This window comes from Pyxidicoccus fallax (assembly GCF_012933655.1).
GTDB classification, from domain to species: Bacteria; Myxococcota; Myxococcia; order Myxococcales; family Myxococcaceae; genus Myxococcus; species Myxococcus fallax.
The window spans coordinates 1-19,282 of record NZ_JABBJJ010000244.1; the positions used below are offsets into that span (position 1 = coordinate 1).

Consider the following 19,282-nt stretch of genomic DNA (forward strand, 5'->3'; position numbering starts at 1 on the left):
CCCGCAGCCCCGTGCCGAGGCCAAGCCGGCGCCGAGGCCCCAGCCCCAGCCGCAGCAGGCGGACCGGTTCGAGCAGGCCCACAACAGCGTGAGCCAGGTGGCCAACGGCGCCAAGTCGGTGTCCGACGCGGTGGCCAACACCCAGGTGCGCCGCGCGCCGGGCCCGCAGAAGTTCGGCCCCTGGGAGATTCCCGGCCGTGCCAACAACGCCACCGTCGAGGCCGTCAACACCCGCGGTGCGCGCTGGGCGGGCGCCGCTGGCACCGCCGCCAGCGTGGCGCAGTTGCCGGGCGCGGCCTACCTCGCCGCCCGCGACACGCGTGACTTCTTCCGCAACCCCTCGGGCGCCACCGCCAACAAGGCGGCCGGCTCCCTGGCCAGCGCCGCCTCCACCGGCCTCAACGTGGTGAAGGGCGGCCTGGAGCTGGCGGGCAACGTCAGCAACTACCGCGCCGCCGCCAACGCCGCGCGCACCGCCTTCACGCAGAATGCGCCGGAGGCCGCCCGCGCCGTGGCCAACCGCGTCGCCAGCACCGCCGCCCGCGAGGCGGTGGAGGGTGGCTCGCGCCAGGTGGTCCGCGCCGCCGCCGCCCGCGTGGCGGGTGAAGGCCTGGAGAGCGCCGCCCGCCTGGGCGCCAACGCCGCCCGCGGCGCGCTGCACGGCGGTGGCACCGCGGTGGCCAAGGCCGCCGGCCGCTTCGCCCCCGGCCTCAACGTGGCCATCGCCGTGGCGGACACCGCCGTGGCCGTGAGCACCATCGCCGACCCGAAGGCCTCCCCGGGCAAGAAGATCACCGCTGGCATCACCGCGCTGGGCTCCATCGCCGCCGCCACCAACATCCCGGTGGTCAGCCAGGCGGGCGCCGTCGTCTCCACGGTGTCCAGCTTCGTCGGCTCCTTCTTCTAGGAGACTTCGCCGTACGGGCTCCGCCGCTCCGGAGCTTCGGTCGCCCTGACGGGTGTGGTATCCGAAGCTTCCGGAGCCAGAGACCATGACGACGAAGGACGATTCGAAGGGCGGTGGCGGAGCGCGTTCGCTGGCCGAGCTTCACGCGCTCGGCATCATGAAGCGGATGCCCGCCGCGTACTCCCTGGACAGCACCGAGCCGGTGGACCTGCCCTTCGTGCTGCCTCCCTCGCTGGAGGGGCTGACGGTGGCGCTGGTTCCTCCGGAGCCGCTGACGGAGCAGGACCTCGTCGAGCGCTTCGACGCGCTCCGCCACCAGCACGCCAACCGCCGCGACCGCCAGCCGGGCGAGGACGTGGGCGCGGGCGACGAGGTGCTGCTGGACATCCTCGGCTTCGCCAACGGCAAGCTGATGCCCTTCTCCACGCGGGAGAACTGGTGGGTCCACGTCTCCCCGGACCCCGTGCTGCCCGGCTTCTTCGAGGCCCTCGTCGGCGCGAAGGTGGGCCAGTCCTTCGGCATCGAGCTGACGTTGCCGGCCACCTACCCCGTGGAGTCGCTGCGCGGGCAGCAGGCGCGCTTCCTGCTGGACGTGAAGGCCGCGCGTGAGCTGAAGCTCCTGGAGGATGACTCGCCGGAGCTGTTGAAGCGGCTGGGCATGGGCACCCTGACGGACGTCATGCGCCACCTGGCGGACGACCTGGCCCGCGAGCACACCGAGGAGATGGATCGCCGCACCCAGGAGCGGGTGCTGGACGTCCTGGTGGAGCGCGCGAACGTGGAGCTGCCCGCGAAGCTCGTGGACGAGGAGATTCGCCGCCGCTGGGCGGAGACGGAGCGTCCCATCCTCGCCCGCAAGGACTTCCAGCCGGACGAGCTGCAGGAGGCGCTGGAGGGCTGGCTGAACGACCCGCTCACCCGCGCGGACGCGGCGCGGCGGCTGGCGCTGGCCCTCATCCTGCGCGCCATCGCCGAGCGGGACGGCGTCCAGCCGGACCGCAAGGCCACGGACGCGCTCATCGACGACCTGGCCTCCCTCTCCAACGTGTCCCGGCAGGAGCTGGGCAGGTCGGTGAAGGAGGACCCGGCGCTGGCCCGGAAGCTGTACGACCTGGCGCTGCACCTGGCCACCGTCGACCACGTGATGAAGAAGGTGAAGCTGACCGCGCCGGCGCCGTGAGCCCGTAGGGCCCTCAACGCGCGCCCAGCGCCAGGGCCACCATCACCTCGGTGACGTCGCCGGGGTGGTAGCGGGCGAAGCCGGGCAGGCCCCACATGGCGGCCTCCGCGTGGTCCATGTCGTCCAGGCGCACCACCGCCGCGCCCGGCACCTCCGCGTCCACGGCCGTCACCATGCCGTCGGACGCGTAGCCGTACCTGTCATGCAGATACCGCTGGAGGGGGTACAGGCTGGACAGGCGCGACAGGCGCGAGGTGGCCAGGGACACGGTGGGAATGCCGGCCGGGTAGGGGTGCTTTCGGATGAACGCCATCCGACTTGTATAGGAAAGCTCCTCGACGGACCGGGACACGCCATGGAACAGCAACGGGAAGGCGAAGTCGATGAGGCGCCGCATCTCCGGCGTGGTGGCCAGGTCATGGGCAATCGACGAGCCGCCATAGGGCGCCTGCAGCGTCACCACCGCGCGTACCACCCGGCGCAACTCCGGGTGCAGTGCCAGGGTGGCCGTGCACTCCACGCCGCCCTTGCTGTGGCCCACCATCACCACCGAGCGGCCGAAGTGCGCGGCGTCCAGCAGCGCCTCGCGCAGCAGGGCCACGTTGTCCGCCAGCAGCCCCTCCGTGTCCACTGGCACCTCGCGCACGTCCAGGCCCCGGCGCTCCAGCCGCTGCACGTTGTCCAGCAGGTAGCCGGGCAGCTCGTCCCCGAGCATGCCCCGCACCAGCAGGTACTGGTGCCGCCTCGCCTCGTCCGGAAGCACCGGCTCGCCCTCGCGCACCCGCGCGTGCAGCGCCCGGAAGCGCGGGGTGAGGTCCTCCGCCGGCAGCCCGTCCGCGGCGGCCTTCAGCCAGCCCGCGAGGCCCCCGCAGCCGGGACCCCACCAGCGGTCCGCGGCTGGCAGGCCCCGCAGCGAGCGGGTCAGCCGGACAATGGCGTTGGCCTCTCGGGCCGGCGCGGGCGTGGGGGTGGGGCTCGGGAGCGGCGGCGGCGGAGCGTCCGGAAGCGACTGCCTCATCTCGTTCCGCAGCGTACCGGGAAGATGACGGGGCGCGCCAACGGGCCGGCCACGCCTGCCCGGACGGCCGAAGCGGACGGGCCCCAGGGGACGGGGCCCATGATAAGAAGCCCCCACGCAGGAGGGAGTGAGACGATCACCACCGGACAGGAATGGCTGGTAGACGCGAGCGGCTGCGCGCCCGAGCGGCTCAAGGACGCGGCGGCGCTGGCGGCGCTGTTCGAGGAGTTCATCGTCCTGCTCGACCTGAAGGTCGTCGGACAGCCCCAGTGGCACGTGTTCCCCGAGCCCGGCGGCATCACCGGGCTGACGCTGCTGGCGGAGAGCCACCTGACCATCCACACCTTCCCGGAGCACGGCTTCGCCGCCCTCAACGTCTACTGCTGCCGCACCCGCGCGCGGCCGGACTTCGAGGCGCTGCTGGCCCGGCACCTGGGCGCGGCGTCCTGCCATGTGCGTGAGCTGAAGCGGGGGGTGACGGCGTGACGCAGCAGGGGCAGTGTCCTTCGTGTGGCGCACCCATCGAGTTCACCGCCGGCTCGGCGCAGGTGGTGGTGTGCGGCCACTGCAACACGGTGGTGGCGCGCAGCGGCGACACCTTCGAGGACCACGGGAAGATTGGCCGCATCGTCCCCACGGACTCGCCGCTCCAGGTCGGCGCGGAGGGGCGCTTCCAGCGCAAGGGCTACCGCATCGTCGGCCACCTCCAGAAGGACCACGGCGCGGGCCCCTGGGACGAGTGGTACGTCGAGTTCGACGACGGCCGCACCGGGTGGATCAGCGAGTCCGAGGGCGCCTTCCACCTGCTCTTCGACGCGGGCCTCGAGGAGGGGCTCACGCTGGAGGAGCTGCACCCCGGCGAGCGGCTGCACCTGCGCGACAAGGCGTGGGTCATCGAGGAGCGCGGCCACGGCAAGGTGGTGTCCGCGGAAGGGCAGCTGCCCAGCGACGTGGACCCCACCCAGGACGCCTGGTACGTGGACGCCACCGGGCCCAAGGGCAGCTTCCTCACGCTGGACTTCGGCACCCGGGGGCATGACCCGGAGGTCTTCCTCGGCGAGGCGCTGAAGCTGGAGCAGCTCGGGATTCCCGCCGGCCAGCTCCGCCCGCGCGTGCGCAAGGTGGAGCTGAAGCAGGCGCGCTGCACCAACTGCAACGGCCCGCTGGAATTGCGCGCGCCGGACAAGTCGCTGCGCGTGGCGTGCCCCTACTGCGGCGCGCTCCTGGACGTCAGCCAGGGCAAGCTGTCCTTCCTCCGCTTGCTGCAGAAGCCCGCCAACGCGCCCCTCGTTCCGCTGGGCACGAAGGGGAAGCTCGACGGCACGGAGTGGATCTGCATCGGCTACCTGGAGCGCTCGACCACCGTGGAGGGCGTGCGCTACCCGTGGTCGGAGTACCTGCTCTACAACCGGGAGCGCGGCTTCACGTGGCTGATGCACTCCAACGGCCACTGGAACTTCCTGAAGCCGCTGCCCGCCGGTGACGTGTCGCTGTCGCCCATGGTGGCGGCCTTCCACGACGACCGGCGCTACAAGGCCTTCCAGCACGTCACCGCCGTCACGGACCGGGTGCAGGGCGAGTTCTACTGGGAGGTGAGGGCGGGCGAGACGGCGAAGGCCACGGAGTACGTGGCGCCGCCGTACTCGGTGAACTCGGACGCCACCCCGGACGAAATCTCCTTCACCCACGCGGAGTACCTGAAGCCGGACGTGGTGAAGGAGGCCTTCAAGCTGAAGGACCCGCTGCCGGAGCCGAGCGGCATCGCGCCCAACCAGCCCAACCCGCACAAGCAGGCGCTGCGCTCCACCCTGGTGTGGACGGCCCTGTGGCTGCTGGGGCTGTTCCTGCTGTCGGGCTTCTTCGCCATGCGGGCGACGAACAAGGTGGTGCTGGAGCAACCGGTGGTGGTGCCCCCCGAGGCCTTCTCCGGCACGCCCACGGCGATGAACTTCAGCGAGCCCTTCCTGCTGGAGAAGCGCGGCAACATGAAGGTGGAGGTCGCCACCGGGCAGCTCAACAACACGTGGATGGGCATCCAGGGCGACCTGGTGAACCAGGACACGGGCGCGGTGGTGGGCTTCTACGAGGAGCTGAGCTACTACAGCGGGCAGGACAGCGACGGCTCGTGGAGCGAGGGCTCCACGTCGGGCAGCTCGACGCTGTCCGCGCTGCCGCCCGGCCGCTACGTGCTGCGCACCACGGCGTCCTTCGACCCGGCGGTGTCCGGGCCGCGCTCCTACAAGGTGACGCTGACCCACGACACGCCCAATGGAGGCTGGTTCTGCTGCGCCTTCATCCTGATTCTGCTGGGGCCCGCGTGGGTGCTCTTCCGCTCGCACGGCTTCGAGACGCAGCGCTGGGCGGAAAGCAACTTCGTGGACTAGTCCCATGACTCACGGAGGCACGGAATGAAGTTCTTCGGTGGGCTGGTGCTGCTGGGCTATGCGGCGCTGATGATTTCCGGCTGGTCGCCCTTCAGCAGTGAGCAGAAGGACCAGGTGCCGGGCAACGTGCGGCGTGGACCGGGCGGCATCCTGCTGTGGACCGGTGGCTACCAGGGAGGGAAGTGATGTTGTTACTCGGCGTCGTCGTGAGCGTGCAGGGAGTGCTGGCGAGCGTCATCTACTCGCTCATCGGCCTGGCGGTATTCGTGGCGGGCTTCTACGTCATCCGCCTCATCCTGCCGTTCGACGTGCACAAGGAGCTGGAGGCCGACCAGAACACGGCGGTCGGCATCGTCATCGGCTCCTTCATCATCGGTCTGGCCATCATCGTGGCCGCCGCCATCAGTGGATGAGCGGCGCGCCGCCCGTATGTGAAGTGAAGTGACGACTTGAACAGAACGCTGCTGTACGTCACCGTCCTCGTCATCGCGACGTGCGGGCTCATCTACGAGCTCGTCGTCGGGGCGCTCGCGAGCTACCTGCTCGGGGACTCCATCACCCAGTTCTCCACCGTCATTGGCGGCTACCTCTTCGCCATGGGCATTGGCAGCTACCTGTCGCGCTACATCGAGCGCGGGGTGGCCCAGCGCTTCGTGGAGGTGGAGCTGGCGGTGGCGCTGCTCGGCGGCCTGTGCGCGCCGCTGCTGTTCCTCACCTTCACGCTGACGGACCTGTTCCGGGTGGCGCTGTACGGCAGCGTCATCGCCATCGGCACGCTGGTGGGGCTGGAGATTCCCCTCCTGCTGCGCATCCTCAAGGACCAGCTCAAGTTCAAGGACCTGGTCAGCCAGGTGCTGTCCCTGGACTACCTGGGCGCGCTGGCGGCGAGCGTCGCCTTCCCGCTGCTGCTGGTGCCGAAGCTGGGGCTGGTGCGCACCTCGCTCCTGTTTGGCGTGCTGAACGCGGGCGTGGGGCTGTGGAGCACGTGGCTTCTGGCCCCGCTCCTGGGCAACCCGCTGCGGCTGCGTATCAAGGCGGTGGCGCTGACGGTGTTCCTGCTGGTGGGCTTCGTGCTGGGTGACCGGCTGACCACCTTCTACGAGGACCAGCTCTACGCGGACGACGTGGTGCACGCGTCCAGCTCGCCCTACCAGCGCATCATCCTGACGCGCGGCAAGCGGGGCTTCTCGCTGTTCCTCAATGGGAATCTCCAGTTCGCCAGCATCGACGAGTACCGCTACCACGAGTCCCTGGTGCACCCGGCCATGGTGCGCGCGGGGAAGGTGGAGCGGGTGCTCATCCTCGGCGGTGGAGACGGGCTGGCCGCGCGCGAGGTGCTGCGCTACCCGGACGTGCGCTCCGTGACGCTGGTGGACCTGGACCCGGCCATCACGAAGCTGGCGACGGGCTACGACGAGCTGGCGAAGCTCAACGGGCGCTCGCTGACGGACCCGCGGATGCGGGTGGTGAACGCGGACGCGATGCAGTTCCTCACCGAGGGGGACGAGCCGTACGACGTGGTGGTGGTGGACTTCCCGGACCCGAACAACTTCGCGCTGGGGAAGCTGTACACGACGGGCTTCTACAAGCTCTTGAAGAAGCGGCTGGCGCCGGACGGGGTGGCGGTGGTGCAGAGCACCAGCCCGCTGTTCGCGCGGCGCTCCTTCTGGTGCGTGGCGACGACGCTGAAGGCGGCGGGCTATTGGACGGAGCCGTACCACGCGCTGGTGCCGTCGTTTGGCGAGTGGGGCTACGTGTTGGTGGCGCACGAGGCGCCGGCCCGGCACCGCCCGCTACCGCAGGGGCTGGCCTTCCTGGATGAGCCCACGCTGGAGTCGCTCACCCGCTTCCCTCCGGACATGGGCCCCCTGCCCGCCGAGGTGAACCGGCTGAACAACCAGGTGCTGGTGCACTACTACGAGGAGGAGTGGCGGCGGTGGAACTGACGCGGCCGGAGCAGGTCGCCAGCGGCGTGGCGGTGGCACCGGCGTCGTGGTTCTCCCGACGTGACACCCTGGCGATGGGCCCGGTCTCGGTGCCCTCTCGTGGTGAGGCGAGGCTGTCATGCGCCTGACCCGGCGGGAGCTCATCTCCGCGTTCCTCGGCTCGGCGGTGGCGGCCAGCGCGTGCCGGCGCTCGGAGGCGCGGCAGCCCGTGCCGGGCGCCATCGTCGACCGCGCGGTGGAGGTGGGGCACAAGCTTCGCGGCGGGCCTCTTCCCCGCGCGGACGTGCTGGAGCCCGTGGACGTGCTGGTGGTGGGCGCGGGCGTGGCGGGCCTGTCCGCGGCGTGGCGGCTCGCGGGCGCGGGCGTGAAGGGAGTCCGGGTCCTCGAGCTGGAAGCGGAGGCGGGCGGCACCTCCCGCTCCGGGCAGAACGCCGTGTCCGCGTACCCGTGGGGAGCGCACTACCTTCCCTCGCCCCTGGAGGACCGGGGCCCCGTGGTCCGGCTGCTGCGGGAGATGGGCGCCATCACCGGCGTGGACGCCGAGGGTGCGCCCACCTTCGAGGAGACGCTGCTCATCCACGAGCCGGAGGAGCGCCTCTACTACCGCGGCCACTGGTACGAGGGCCTCTACCTGCGCGCGGGCGCGAGCGCGGAGGACCTCGCCGAGCTGGAGCGCTTCGAGGCGCGGATGAACGCCTTCGCCGCCGCGCGCGACGCGAAGGGGCGCAAGGCCTTCGCGGTGCCCTCGGGCCTGTCCAGCGACGACGCCGAGTGGACGGCCCTGGACGCGCTGAGCATGGCCGCGTGGCTGGAGCGCGAGGGCTTCCGCTCGCCCCGCCTGAAGTGGGTGGTGGACTACGCCTGCCGCGACGACTACGGCACCACGTCCGAGCACGTCTCCGCGTGGGCCGGCATCTGGTACTTCGCCGCCCGGCAGAACGGGAAGGGCGAGCGAAGTGAGGGCTTCCTGAGCTGGCCCGAGGGCAACGGCCGGCTGGTGCGTCAGCTCTCGTCCGCGCTGCCGCCCGGCGCGGTGGAGCGCAACGTGCTGGTGCACACGGTGGAGCCCGGGGAGAACTGCTGCCGCGTGGACGCGCTGGAGGCCGGCACGGGCAGGCCGAGGGCCTTCCAGGCTCGGCAGGTGGTGCTGGCCTGTCCGCGCTTCATCGCCGCGCACGTGGTGGCGCCGTGGCGCCAGCAGCGGCCGGAGTGGCTGGGGGCCTTCACGTATGGGCCGTGGGTGGTGGCCAACCTGACGCTGTCCGCGCCGCCGCGCTCGCGGGGCTTCCCGCTGGCCTGGGACAACGTCTTCTACGAGAGCCGCAGCCTGGGCTACGTGGTGGCCACGCACCAGCTGCTGCGCCAGGACGAGCAGGGCCCCACGGTGCTCACCTGGTACCTGCCCATGGCCGGCGCGGACGTGAAGGCGGAGCGCGAGAAGGCGCTCTCCGCGGGCTACGCGGAATGGGAAGCGCTCGTCATGGCGGACCTGCTGCCCGCGCACCCGGGCATCGCCGGGCAGGCACAGCGGCTGGAGGTACAGCGCTGGGGCCACGCCATGGTGCGCCCGGCACCGGGCTTCATGTGGGGCGCGGCGAAGAGGGCCGCGCAGGAGAGCCTGGGCCGGAGCCTCCACTTCGCGCACACGGACCTGGGCGGCATGGCGCTCTTCGAGGAGGCCAACTTCTTCGGCGTGAAGGCCGCGGAGCGCGTGCTGGCGGAGCTGGGACGGCGCGAGGCGAGCTGGCTGTGACGACGGGCCCGGGGCCACACGCCCCAGGCCCGCTCGCGTGGACTCGACTTCAGGCCTGCGCGATGGACTTCGGCGGCAGCTTCAGCACCTGACCCACCTTGATGAGGTCCGGGTTCTTCAGCTGGTCCTTGTTGAGTTCGAAAATCTTCGGGTAGAGCTTCGCGTCCCCGTAGATCTCCTTGGCCAGCTTGCTCAGCGTGTCACCCGACTTCACGGTGTAGACGCCGTACGGGTCGCTGTTGGTGACGTCGAGCATCACCATGATTTCGTTCTGCCAGTTCGAGTGCTTCGCCTTGATCTGGTCCCAGATGCGGTCCCGGTCGAAGGCATAGCCCACCTTCCCCTTGATGATGAGCTTGCCGTTCTCCTCGCGAGCCTCGACCTGGGCGCCCACGTTCTTCGCCACGTCGAGCACGTCCTTGTAGTTGTCCTGCAGGCTCATACCGTCTCCTCCTCCTCGCGTGCCGCAGTGTCCGCGGGCACGCACTTGAGGCCGGGGAGGGTAGGGACGGCGCACGGCCGCCTCAATCGCTTCGCGTGTCACGGACGTGTGGGTGCTCGCCGCTCAACATTCACCCGCCCTTCTTGACGAGAAGCGCACGCGAGGTTTCGGGAACCCCCGAGCCGGAAGCTCGCGGAGCGGCATGGGCGCCCCGCGAGCGGACCTCAGGTCAGCACCGGCTCACTGGAAGATGACGGACCATTTCTGTTGGTCGCCGCCGTTGCAGTCCCAGAGCTGGAGCTTCGTGCCGTTGGCGACGGGCCAGTTCCAGTCCGCGTCCAGGCACTTGCCGCCGAAGCCCCGGATGGTGCCATCCGGCAGCACGCTCCACCGCTGCTGCTCCAGGCCGTTGCAGTCCCAGAGCTGCACCTTGGTGCCGTTGGCGACGGGCTCGTTCCAGTCCGCGTCCAGGCACTTGCCGCCGAAGCCCCGGATGGAGCCGTCGGCCATCAGCTGCCACTTCTGGTTGCCGCCATTCAGCCAGTCCCAGAGCTGGACCTTGGTGCCGTTGGCGACCGGGTCGTTCCAGTCCGCGTCCAGGCTCTTGCCGCCGAAGCCCCGGATTTCCCCGGTGGCCACGCCGTAGAGGGCGCGGGCGCCCTCGATGTCCAGGTTCGTGAGCGTGAGCGACCAGTCCCCCGTCCCGTTACACTGGGGATAGTGCATGACCGAGCTGGAGTCGTAGTCCGTCAGCGCCTCCCAGTTGCTGTCCTCGAAGCAGGTGCCGGCCTGCGGGCGGGTGTGCTCGTGACGGAACCCCAGGGTGTGACCCAGCTCGTGGCGGAGGATGCCCGTGAGCGTCAGGTTGGGGATGGTGGTGGTGAACGCGGAGCTGTCGATGAGCACGCTCCGCGCCGAGCGCGGGTCGCCCGGGAAGAACGCACGGGCCATGTAGCTCGCGCCGCTCACGGGTCTGACGTCGAAGACGACGCCGTTCTGCGCGGTGTTGCAGTTGCCGTCGAGCTCGCGCCGGTGGACGAAGCGCACCGCCGCCACCGAGCCCCAGGCGTTGGCGGCGTCCGCCATCGCGGCCACCACCGCGGCATGGCGCGTGCCGAAGGTCGTGCTGACGCAGTAGGTGATGTTGAACTTCTCCGCGTCGCCCCACCGCGCGGGACTGTCATCGCGGAGCATCACCGCCAGCCCTCCCTGGGACTCGCGAACCTTCTGCTCGCGGAAGTTCTCTTCGTAGAACTCGCGCAGTTGCTCCAGGTCGGTGAACGTCTCGTCGCCGTTGGCGACGTAGATGCCCGTGTCGGCCTCCTGGTAGACGCGCGACAGGAACTCCTCCCAGCTCATGCCCTGCGCGGGGCGCACGCTGCCGGCGGTCTCTCCGGAACCGGCGGGCTCCTGGGTACCGCACCCTGCCAGGGGAACCGAGACGACCGCGGCCAGTGCCGCGCTCACCGCAAGACGGGAACGACGCATGTGTAGTGCCTCTCTGCGAGTGTTGGCCTCGCACCCCCTGGTGCGAGGCGGCAGAGACAATACGAATGCGTCTGTTATTTCTGGCTGTTGCGACTAGAGCGTGAAGGTGGGGAGTTCCTGACCCAGTAGCAGGCCGCCGGTGAGCTCCAGGGTGGCGGGAGACACCATGGCGTGCTGGGTGACGGCGTGGACGTCGCGGAAGCAGCGCTGCAAGGGATTGCTGCGGAGGACGACGTGGCCTCCGCCGGCCTCGTACATGCGGTCCACGGCGCGCGCGGCGCTCCGGGTGGCGTGCGTCATGGCCAGCCGCAGCTCGGCGCGGGTGCGCACGGAGACGGGGCCTCGCGTGGACTCTTCGTGAATGGCGTGGATGGCCTCCAGGAGGAACGCGCGGGCGGAGCGGACGGTGGCCTCGGCGTCGGCGACGGCCTCCTGCGCGGCCGGGCGCGCGGCCAGCAGGCGGCGCTCCATCATCAGCGTCTTCTGCTGGGCCATCGCCATCAGCTCGTCGATGGCGCGGCGGGCAATGCCGAGCGCCACGGCGGGAAGGCCCAGCCCGAGCAGTCCGAAGGGATAGCCGTAGAGCGGCCTGTCCACGCGCGGGCGCACGCCGACGATCGAGAACGCGTACTCGTCCGGCACGAAGAGGTCCTTCACCTCCATGTCGACGCTGCCGGTGCCGCACAGGCCCGAGGCGAACCACGTGTCGTGCAGCACCGCCTTGTCCTGGGGGAAGTAGAAGAAGCGCGTCATCGGCACGCCCTCGCGCACCATGACGGGCTTGCCACCCTCCGTCACCACGCCGCCGCCCACCAGCCAGTGGCTGTGGTGCGCGCCACTCGCCCAGGGCCAGCGGCCCGTGAGGCGGTAGCCGCCGTCGACACGCTCGGCGCGGCCGATGGGCGCCGCGACGCCGCCGGTGATGACGTCGGGGCGACCGAAGATGGCGCGGGCCGTCGGCTCGAAGAGGAACGCGGAGGTCAGCGCGTTGCAGGCGCCATTCATCACGCACCAGCCCGTGGAGCCGTCCGCCTTCGCGATGGCCTCGATGACCTGGAAGGACACGGCCGGGTGCAGCTCCGCGCCGCCCAGGGACTCGGGAATCATCATGCGGAAGAAGCCTTCCCGGGCCAGCTCGTCGGCGAGGTCTTGCGGCAGCCGGCGGGCATTCTCGATTTCGTCGGCGCGCGCGGCCACGCGCGGGAACCACTCCCTGGCCACGGCCAGCAGCGGGTGCACGGAGGTGTCGGGAGAGGCTTCGGCGGGGCGGGGCAGGGGACTCGTCATGCCCGGAGCCTATGAAGGACGGGGCATCGATTTCCAGCCGGGCTCCGGCGCTCAGGTCGAAGGGGGTGAGGGAGCGGCCGGCTCCGAGTCCACCGCGACGATGACGATGTCCTGGCGCTGCATGAGGGCCACCAGCTCGCTGGGCCGGGGCACCACGGAATGCGCGGCATTGGCCGCACCGCCCGGGAAGAAGCGCGCCTCGCCGTCCTCCAGGTAGAGGACGGGCACCGTGGGGCCGGCGGCCTCGGCACCGGGAGGCGCGTAGACGTGCACGGTCTTCCGCGCGTCGAAGAGGCGCGACAGTGGCTCGGGCAGCGCGCCACAGGCCGGGGTCATGAGGAGAAGCAGCGGGAGCATCCAACGACGCATGGGGGTGTCCTCCGTGCCGCGGCCAGGAGCCGGGCAACGCTTGAATCCACGGGCCCGCGCGTCGCGCGGGCCCTGCTTCACACTGTCTTCGCGACGGCCCCCCCGCTCACTTCGAGCGGGTGACCTCACAGCGGGCGGAGGCGCCTCGGGAGAGGTCCTCGGCCACCGAGCGCAGGAGCGTGCCGGTGAGTCCGGAGCGCTCCTCTGCGTTGGCGGCGCCCTTCTCCTGCGTCAGCCACGACGCGACCTTGCCCAGGCTCGTGGCGGTCACCACCTGCAACCGCACCTCGACTCGCACGACGAAGCGGTCCTCCGCCTCGGGGCGCTCGTCGAGCGTCCAGGCCACGCGCTCGGACTCCATCACCCCGGGCCCCTCCGTCAGGGGCCTGCCATCCAGCACGTAGCCGTCTCGCGTGAAGGCGAGCACCTGCGTGAGCCGCGCGCCGTCCACCCGCGAGTCGAACCACAGGGAGTGGCGCTTCCACAGCGTCAGCTCCACCTCCAGCTTCCCCGCCATGCCCAGCCGCACCAGCCGATCCAGCTCCGGCGAGACGAAGGCGAGCGCCTCCGCCCGCGCCACCACGCGGCGTCCGGAGAGCGTGGCGGTGCAGGCGGCGCGAGGCTCCTCCGCCCGGGCTGGGGACGCGAGCAGTCCCACCGCGGCCACCAGCGCCGCGCCGAGCCTCCGCCCCTTCCATGTGACATGCCGTCCCATGCGTCCCTAGAAGGTCTGCACGAAGAGCAGCCGGGCCTCGGGCGTGGCCGTGGCCTTCTCGTCCGTGCGCCACGCGACGTCGAACCGCACGTCGTCACCGAAGAGGATGCTGGCGCCCAGGCCCAGCCGCGCCTCCGTCCACGCCTCCTCCACGCGCACCGAGCCCACGTCCGCGAAGAGGCCGAGCCAGCCCCAGTGGTACTCCGCGGTCGTCAGCAGCGACACGTCGCCGCGGAACTCCTTGAAGCCGTGACCGCGCAGCGCGGTCCAGCCCCCCAGCGCCTCGCGCTTCTGCTCGGGCAGGTCGTCGCCGCCCGCGGTGCGCACGCGCAGGCGCACGCCGGACTCCCAGCCGGTGGGGACCTCCAGCGACACGTCACTCACCAGCTTCCAGAAGCGCGCGTCCGCGCCGAAGGCTCCGGGGCCCTCGCCCACCTCCAGCGTGAGCAGTCCGCGCAGGGAGGCGCGCTCGTCCCAGTGGTCGTCGCGCTCGAAGAGGGTCGTCTCCGGCGTGCGGAACAGCGAGCCCACCTTCGCTCCGGGCGGCGCGTCGCTGGCGTACTCCAGGCGGAGCACCACCGACTTGAAGCGGCCCTCCGTCACCGGCGAGTTGGTGAAGGGAGGCGAGTCGCGGCGGAAGAGCGAGAGCGGCGGGGTGAAGCTGCGCATCGACTCGTAACGGTCACCGCGATACTCGATGCCGGTGAGCCAGCTCTCGGCCCAGCGCCAGGTGGCGAAGGCGGTGAAGCCCTTGCGGCGGAAGTACTCGCGGTCCGGCCGGTTGAGGAGCGCCGAGTAGATGAACGAGTCGATGTCCCCCAGCCGCCACCGGTCGAACGTGTCCGTGAAGTCGTAGCCCTGGACGCCCAGCTCCGCGAGCCGCTGGGCCGGCACCTGCGCCTTCACGCCGCCCAACAGGTTCAGCCGGCGCTGGCGCTTCGTCCCCTCCGGGTCGTCCGGCAGGCGCTGGCCGCCCAGGCGCAGCGGGATGAAGAGGGCCGCGTCCAAAGTGAGGTGCGCCCGGTCCTTCGGGTCCCAGATGCGCAGGTGGCCCGCGAGGCCCGGGGCGAAGCCCGTCACCTGCGTGTGCACCGGCAGCAGGTCCACGTCGAGGTCCGGCCGGCGCGGGCGCACGTGCACCACCAGGCGCTTGCCGTCGAGGGTGATGCCCTCGCCGTCCTTCTCGTGTCCCCACCACTCGACGAGCTGGCGCAGGTTCAGCTCGAACTCCACCTGCTCGCGGCGGCGCTTCTTCCGCGGGGCTTCCTCCGTCCGGTAGCGGCGCGTGCCGTCGGCGTCGCGCTCCTCGACGATGCGCGCCCGGCGACGCAGCTTGCTGTCCTCGTCGTCATCCACGTCCGCGGCCTCCAGGAAGGGCAGGTGCGCTTCCAGGCGCTCCATGGCGCGCGTCGCGTCGCTGCGGAGGAAGACGTCGCCGGGCTTCAAGTCCAGCGCCTCGCGCACCCGCGCGGCCATGTCCGGCGGCACGCCCTGCACGTCCACGGCCTCCAGGCGGCCCTCGTCCACGGTGACGACGAGGCGGCCATCCGGGTGCAGCGTCGCGGTGAAGCTCGACAGGAGGTAGCCGTCATCGCGCAGGTCTTCCAACGCGCGGTCCAGCGCCTGGGCCGTGCCGCCCAGGACGATGCCGGGCCGGAACTCGCCGCGCTCCATGCGGGCCAGCCACTCACGCGGGGGACGCGGCGGCGGGCACGAGCGAACGACGGACAGCGTCCCGCGCCGCGAGTCGATGCGCAGCGTGGCGATGACGTCCTCATCCTCTTCTTCGTCCTCGTCGGGGAAGCGGTGGGGGAGGCGGAACAGCTCCTCGAGCAGCTCGCGGGCCTGGATGTCCTGGAGGCCCTCCAGCTCCACGGCGGTGACGGTGGGGTTCTCCTCCAGGTGGACCTCCAGCACCACGGGCTCCTGCTCGGGGACGCGCAGACGCGGCTCCACTCGGGCGAAGAGGCCGGTGCGCGCGAGGCGGCGGAGGAACGTCTGTGCCCGCGCGGCCGTCAGCAGCGTCTGGGCCCGCGGGTCCGTGAGCGAGGCGCCGATGAGCGCGCGGACCTGCGCGTCGGTGAGCCGTTGCAGGCCGTGCAGCTCCAGGCTGGCGGGGGTGAGCGGACGCCCGTCCACGTTGAGCTGGAGCGGGGCGAGGACGGACGCATCCTCCTCGGGCTCGTCCTCGTCGTCGTAGTCATCGGGGCATTCGTCCCGCGCGTCCGCGGGTCTCGCGTCGAGGAACTCGGGGGGCTCGGAGGTGCCGGCGTCCGTGGCCGGCTGCGCGACCGCGGTCAGGGCGAGGAGACAGAAGAAGAGTGCGAAGCGGTTCATGTCCGGTCGGGAGAGCACGCGCCGTTCCAACCGCTGGCCTCGGGCAAGTGCTCGAAAGGACGAGGAGCGAGCAACCCCGTCGATGTCATGGACACATCCGGATGTCGAGCGGCGATGTGCCCCCAACATCCGGCGGTGACACATCCCGGAGCGCCCGGTGTCCCATTGGCCGCGCCAGGCGCACCACCCCCCGGGAGCAACTCATCCATGTCACACAAACCCTTTCGTCATCTTCTCGGTGCCTCCGTGCTCGCCCTCGCGGGCCTTGCCTGCGAGGACGACCCCGTCCTGCCCGACGCCGACTATGCCCTGACCCACGTCACGGTGATTGACGCCACCGGAGGCCCACCGCGGCCCGACATGACGGTGCTCATCCGGGACGAGCGAATCGTGGAGCTGCGCCCGTCGAAGGACGTCGAGCTTCCGGAGGAACTGAAGACGGTGGACCTCCAGGGCCGCTATCTGATTCCGGGGCTGGCCGACATGCACATCCACACCCAGGACATGGAGCAGGTCTTCCCGCTGCTCCACGTGGTGAACGGCGTCACCACCGTCCGCGAGATGGACGGCACGCCCTTCGCGCTGGAGTGGCGGCGCAAGATTGAACAGGGGCAGCTCCTGGGACCGCGGATGGTGCTCGGCAGCCCCATCATCGATGGAACTCCGTCGCTGTGGCAGAACTCGCCCGTGCCCCACATCGCCGTGCGGGACGAAGCGGAGGCCCGCGCGAGGGTGCGCGAGGCGAAGTCCCAGGGGTACGACTTCATCAAGGTCTACTCGCGGCTGTCGCGGGAGGCGTACTTCGGCATCGCCGACGAGGCGAAGCAGCTGGGGATACCCTTCGCGGGACATGTCCCCGACCGGGTCACCAACGCCGAGGCCCTCGAGGCGGGACAGGCCAGCTTCGAGCACCTGTACGGGGTGATGTACGAGACCTCCTCCGAGGAGGCGGCGCTCCGCGAGCGGGTGGCCAGCATCACGCTGCGGCCCGGCACCATCACCGGCTACAACACCTGGTTCCAGCAGACGCACGCGGTGGAGTGGGACGCGGCGCGCACGTACTCACCCGGGAAGGGGCTGCGGCTCTTCGGTCAGTTCGCGCGGAGCCCGTCCGCGAATGTGCCCACGCTGGCCATGCACGATGTGCTGGACCGGCCCATGGACCTGCGCATGGAAGATGATCGGCTGAAGTACCTGCCCGTCTCCACGGTGGAGGGCTGGAAGTGGCAGCTGGAGACCATCTACCTGGAGGGCCGGAGCGAGGAGGAGAGCACGCGTCGCCGGGAGCTGTTCCAGCGCAGGCTGGCCCTGGTGGGCGAGATGCACCGGGCCGGCGTGAGAATCCTGGCGGGCACCGACAGCACCACGCCCTGGGTGTTCCCGGGCTTCAGCCTGCACGACGAGCTGGCGCTGCTGGTGCAGGCGGGGTTGACGCCCCTGGAGGCGATTCAGGCCGCCACGCTCGAACCGGCGCGCTTCCTCGGGAGGGAGCACGAGCTGGGCACGGTGGAGAAGGGGAAGGCCGCGGACCTGGTCGTGCTGGATGCGAACCCGCTCGACGACATCCGCAACACCACGCGCATCCACTCCGTCGTGGTCCGGGGCCGGTACATCTCCGAGGAGGAGCGGCGGAACATGCTGCTCGACCTGGAGACGCTCGCGAAGCAACTGTGAGCGGAAGGCGCCCCGGCCCCGCGGAAAGGGCCGGGGACACTCGCGACTACCGGCCCGTGAAGCCGGCCTTGTTCTCGTCCCACCACTTCAGCCACGAGCGCCGGGTGGCGTCGAGGTTGCCCACCACGCCGTCGCCGAACGTGGTGAGGCCGGTGATGCGGCGCAGGGCCGCGCCCCAGAAGACGCTCCCCTCGCGGTAGCGCTCGACAATCAGCGGCACCGCCGGCCGGCCCAGTGACACGATGGATTCGAAGGACGGATGGTTGAGGAACACGTAGGGATTGGACGACTCGCGGTGCGCCGCGCAGTGTCCCTCCCACTCCTTCGCCAGGGCCTCGAAGCGGGCTGCGACATCGCTCATGAGTTGTTCACCAGGGGCTGCACGCGGGGACGCACGTAGACTCGCACCGGCTCACCATACGAAGGACCGGTGAGGTCGTCAGCGCTGTTGTGCCGGATGAGCGGCTGGGTGCCAATCTTGCTCGTCAGGCGGCCCTGCTCGTCCATCAGCGCGCCGTGCGTCACCTCAATCGGGCCCGTCCCGTTCTTCGGCTTCAGCCCGTACACGACGACCTTCTCGAGATTCGGGTCGTTGCTCAGGTCCACCGAGGACATGGGCTGGTAGCCCTGCTTCGCGTACAGCTTGTCGAAGTCCTCGATGCGCGTGCCCGGCCACACCCACTCGTCCTGGATGCCCAGCGTCCAGGCGATGCAGTTGTAGCGCTGCGACGACGGACCGATGCCGACGAAGTCCTCCTCCTGGAGGTTGGGGAAGCTCTTGCTGCGCAGCATCTCCGCCTTCCAGGACGGGTCCGCGTCGTCGCGCGCCGGGCTCACCTTGAACTTGAAGTTCTGCCCGAAGGACGAGTCCCAGCCCGTGGCGCCCTCGCCCTGGCCCTTGAACCACATCGTCATCTGCGTCGCCTCGAGAGGAACTTTGAGGGACGGCATGAACATCTTCCCCGGCTCGCCACCCTCGCCGGGCTGCACCGTGAGCGGCACCTCGATGGGGGGCTCGCCGTTGAAGGAGACGCAGGCCACCACGTCCGACGGCGTCTTGCCGCCGAGCAGCTCGGAGAGCCGGTCCCGGTCATAGGCAATCTGCACCTTGTCACCCGCGCGCAGCTTGCCCTCCATCTGGGTCTGCCAGTTGTCGGAGAAGACGACGGTGGCCCCTTCCGGCGGCGCGATGGCGGCGTCCGAGCTCGGGTCCCACGAGGAGGACTCCCTACCGTCCGCGCTCGTGGTGCGGATGGACAGGCGCAGCGTGCCGAAGGCGTTCTCGGGGACGTCGATCTTCGCGGGCAGCATGTTCAGCTTGCCGTCCGCGCCGCGCGAGCCGTCCGTGAGGGGAACGGCGACCTCCTTGCCGCCGGGCACCACGTACCACACCAGCTCGGCCTTCTGGGCCGACTGCGAGATGCGCTGCGGGTCCACCGTCACCGTCAGCGGCTTGCCGGCCTCCGCGTGGAACGAGGGGCCCCGGCCATTGCCGGTGGGCAGCGTCACCTGGCCCCCGCCCTCCACGGTCGCGCGCGCCGTGCGGCTGCCCTTGCCGAAGTGGGCCTCGTAGCCGCTGGCGCCGTGCAGCTCCGGCTGGAGCGCGGCGGCCTTCGACGACGTCACGGGGGCGGGGGTGCTCAGGCCCGTCAGCAGCGTGGCGCTCTTCGGAGACGTCTGGCCCGGGCGGGTGGCGCCCGAGTCGAACTGGTCACCCCGGGTCTGGGGGCGGGCCGTGGGCGTCCGCTCCGGTGCGGGACGCGCGGTGGCGCGGTCCGGCGT

At 70.8% G+C, this 19,282-nt stretch carries 18 protein-coding genes; 9 read left to right on the top strand and 9 right to left on the bottom strand.

Annotated features, from left to right (window positions below; all coding sequences use genetic code 11):
- Both HG543_RS37055 and HG543_RS37060 read left to right on the top strand, forming a co-directional pair.
- On the top strand, positions 1-907 hold a 907-nt coding region (locus HG543_RS37055; protein WP_169349644.1), incomplete at its 5' end, for a hypothetical protein.
- 85 nt (positions 908-992) lie between these two features.
- Positions 993-2,087, top strand: coding sequence for a trigger factor (locus HG543_RS37060; protein WP_169349645.1), 1,095 nt, complete (start codon positions 993-995; stop codon positions 2,085-2,087).
- A gap of 13 nt (positions 2,088-2,100) precedes the next feature.
- Here HG543_RS37060 and HG543_RS37065 read toward each other — a convergent pair whose 3' ends face one another.
- The gene (locus HG543_RS37065) at positions 2,101-3,105 is read right to left on the bottom strand and encodes a lipase family protein (RefSeq protein WP_169349646.1); all 1,005 of its coding nucleotides are present in this window, start codon (positions 3,103-3,105) and stop codon (positions 2,101-2,103) included.
- A 99-nt stretch (positions 3,106-3,204) separates the two neighbouring features.
- On the opposite strand from HG543_RS37065, the gene speD reads away from it, so the two are divergent.
- From speD to HG543_RS37095, 6 genes are all read left to right on the top strand, one after another.
- Positions 3,205-3,591 (top strand): adenosylmethionine decarboxylase, encoded by a 387-nt coding sequence (gene speD, locus HG543_RS37070; protein ID WP_211194410.1) that lies wholly within the window; start codon positions 3,205-3,207, stop codon positions 3,589-3,591.
- Positions 3,588-5,489, top strand: a complete 1,902-nt coding sequence (locus tag HG543_RS37075) for a DUF4178 domain-containing protein (RefSeq protein ID WP_343073531.1) — start codon at positions 3,588-3,590, stop codon at positions 5,487-5,489. Before speD ends, HG543_RS37075 begins: the two co-directional genes overlap by 4 nt.
- 24 nt (positions 5,490-5,513) lie before the next feature.
- The gene (locus HG543_RS37080; protein WP_169349647.1) at positions 5,514-5,675 is read left to right on the top strand and encodes a hypothetical protein; all 162 of its coding nucleotides are present in this window, start codon (positions 5,514-5,516) and stop codon (positions 5,673-5,675) included.
- Positions 5,675-5,902, top strand: a complete 228-nt coding sequence (locus HG543_RS37085; protein ID WP_169349648.1) for a DUF350 domain-containing protein — start codon at positions 5,675-5,677, stop codon at positions 5,900-5,902. The genes HG543_RS37080 and HG543_RS37085 overlap by 1 nt, the downstream gene beginning before the upstream one ends.
- 36 nt (positions 5,903-5,938) lie before the next feature.
- Positions 5,939-7,435: a polyamine aminopropyltransferase gene (locus HG543_RS37090; protein WP_169349649.1), complete on the top strand. Its 1,497-nt coding sequence runs from the start codon at positions 5,939-5,941 to the stop codon at positions 7,433-7,435.
- A 118-nt stretch (positions 7,436-7,553) separates the two neighbouring features.
- On the top strand, positions 7,554-9,188 hold the full coding sequence (locus HG543_RS37095) for an FAD-dependent oxidoreductase (RefSeq protein WP_169349650.1): 1,635 nt from the start codon (positions 7,554-7,556) through the stop codon (positions 9,186-9,188).
- Positions 9,189-9,237: 49 nt separating this feature from the next.
- On the opposite strand, the gene HG543_RS37100 is transcribed toward HG543_RS37095, so the two are convergent.
- The 6 genes from HG543_RS37100 to HG543_RS37125 all read right to left on the bottom strand — a co-directional run bounded on the left by HG543_RS37100 (position 9,238) and on the right by HG543_RS37125 (position 15,826).
- Positions 9,238-9,630 carry a LysM peptidoglycan-binding domain-containing protein gene (locus HG543_RS37100; protein ID WP_169349651.1) on the bottom strand — a complete coding sequence of 131 codons (393 nt, stop codon included), beginning with the start codon at positions 9,628-9,630 and terminating at the stop codon, positions 9,238-9,240.
- A gap of 240 nt (positions 9,631-9,870) precedes the next feature.
- Positions 9,871-11,118 carry a ricin-type beta-trefoil lectin domain protein gene (locus HG543_RS37105; protein WP_169349652.1) on the bottom strand — a complete coding sequence of 416 codons (1,248 nt, stop codon included), beginning with the start codon at positions 11,116-11,118 and terminating at the stop codon, positions 9,871-9,873.
- 93 nt (positions 11,119-11,211) lie between these two features.
- Positions 11,212-12,405: an acyl-CoA dehydrogenase family protein gene (locus tag HG543_RS37110; protein WP_169349653.1), complete on the bottom strand. Its 1,194-nt coding sequence runs from the start codon at positions 12,403-12,405 to the stop codon at positions 11,212-11,214.
- A gap of 51 nt (positions 12,406-12,456) precedes the next feature.
- Positions 12,457-12,774 (bottom strand): alpha/beta hydrolase, encoded by a 318-nt coding sequence (locus HG543_RS37115; RefSeq protein WP_246357561.1) that lies wholly within the window; start codon positions 12,772-12,774, stop codon positions 12,457-12,459.
- 106 nt (positions 12,775-12,880) lie between these two features.
- Positions 12,881-13,489, bottom strand: coding sequence for a hypothetical protein (locus HG543_RS37120; RefSeq protein ID WP_169349654.1), 609 nt, complete (start codon positions 13,487-13,489; stop codon positions 12,881-12,883).
- Between the two features lie 6 nt (positions 13,490-13,495).
- Complete coding sequence (locus tag HG543_RS37125; protein WP_169349655.1) at positions 13,496-15,826, bottom strand: BamA/TamA family outer membrane protein; 2,331 nt, start codon at positions 15,824-15,826, stop codon at positions 13,496-13,498.
- Positions 15,827-16,033: 207 nt separating this feature from the next.
- Here HG543_RS37125 and HG543_RS37130 point away from each other — a divergent pair, with 207 nt between their 5' ends.
- The gene (locus HG543_RS37130; protein WP_169349656.1) at positions 16,034-17,500 is read left to right on the top strand and encodes an amidohydrolase family protein; all 1,467 of its coding nucleotides are present in this window, start codon (positions 16,034-16,036) and stop codon (positions 17,498-17,500) included.
- A gap of 46 nt (positions 17,501-17,546) precedes the next feature.
- Here the strand turns inward: HG543_RS37130 and HG543_RS37135 are convergent, their stop codons facing one another.
- Together HG543_RS37135 and HG543_RS37140 are read right to left on the bottom strand one after the other, a co-directional pair.
- Positions 17,547-17,861 (bottom strand): hypothetical protein, encoded by a 315-nt coding sequence (locus HG543_RS37135; RefSeq protein WP_169349657.1) that lies wholly within the window; start codon positions 17,859-17,861, stop codon positions 17,547-17,549.
- A partial coding sequence (locus HG543_RS37140) for a DUF6209 family protein (protein ID WP_246357562.1) occupies positions 17,858-19,282 on the bottom strand: 1,425 nt, incomplete at its 5' end. The genes HG543_RS37140 and HG543_RS37135, both read right to left, overlap by 4 nt.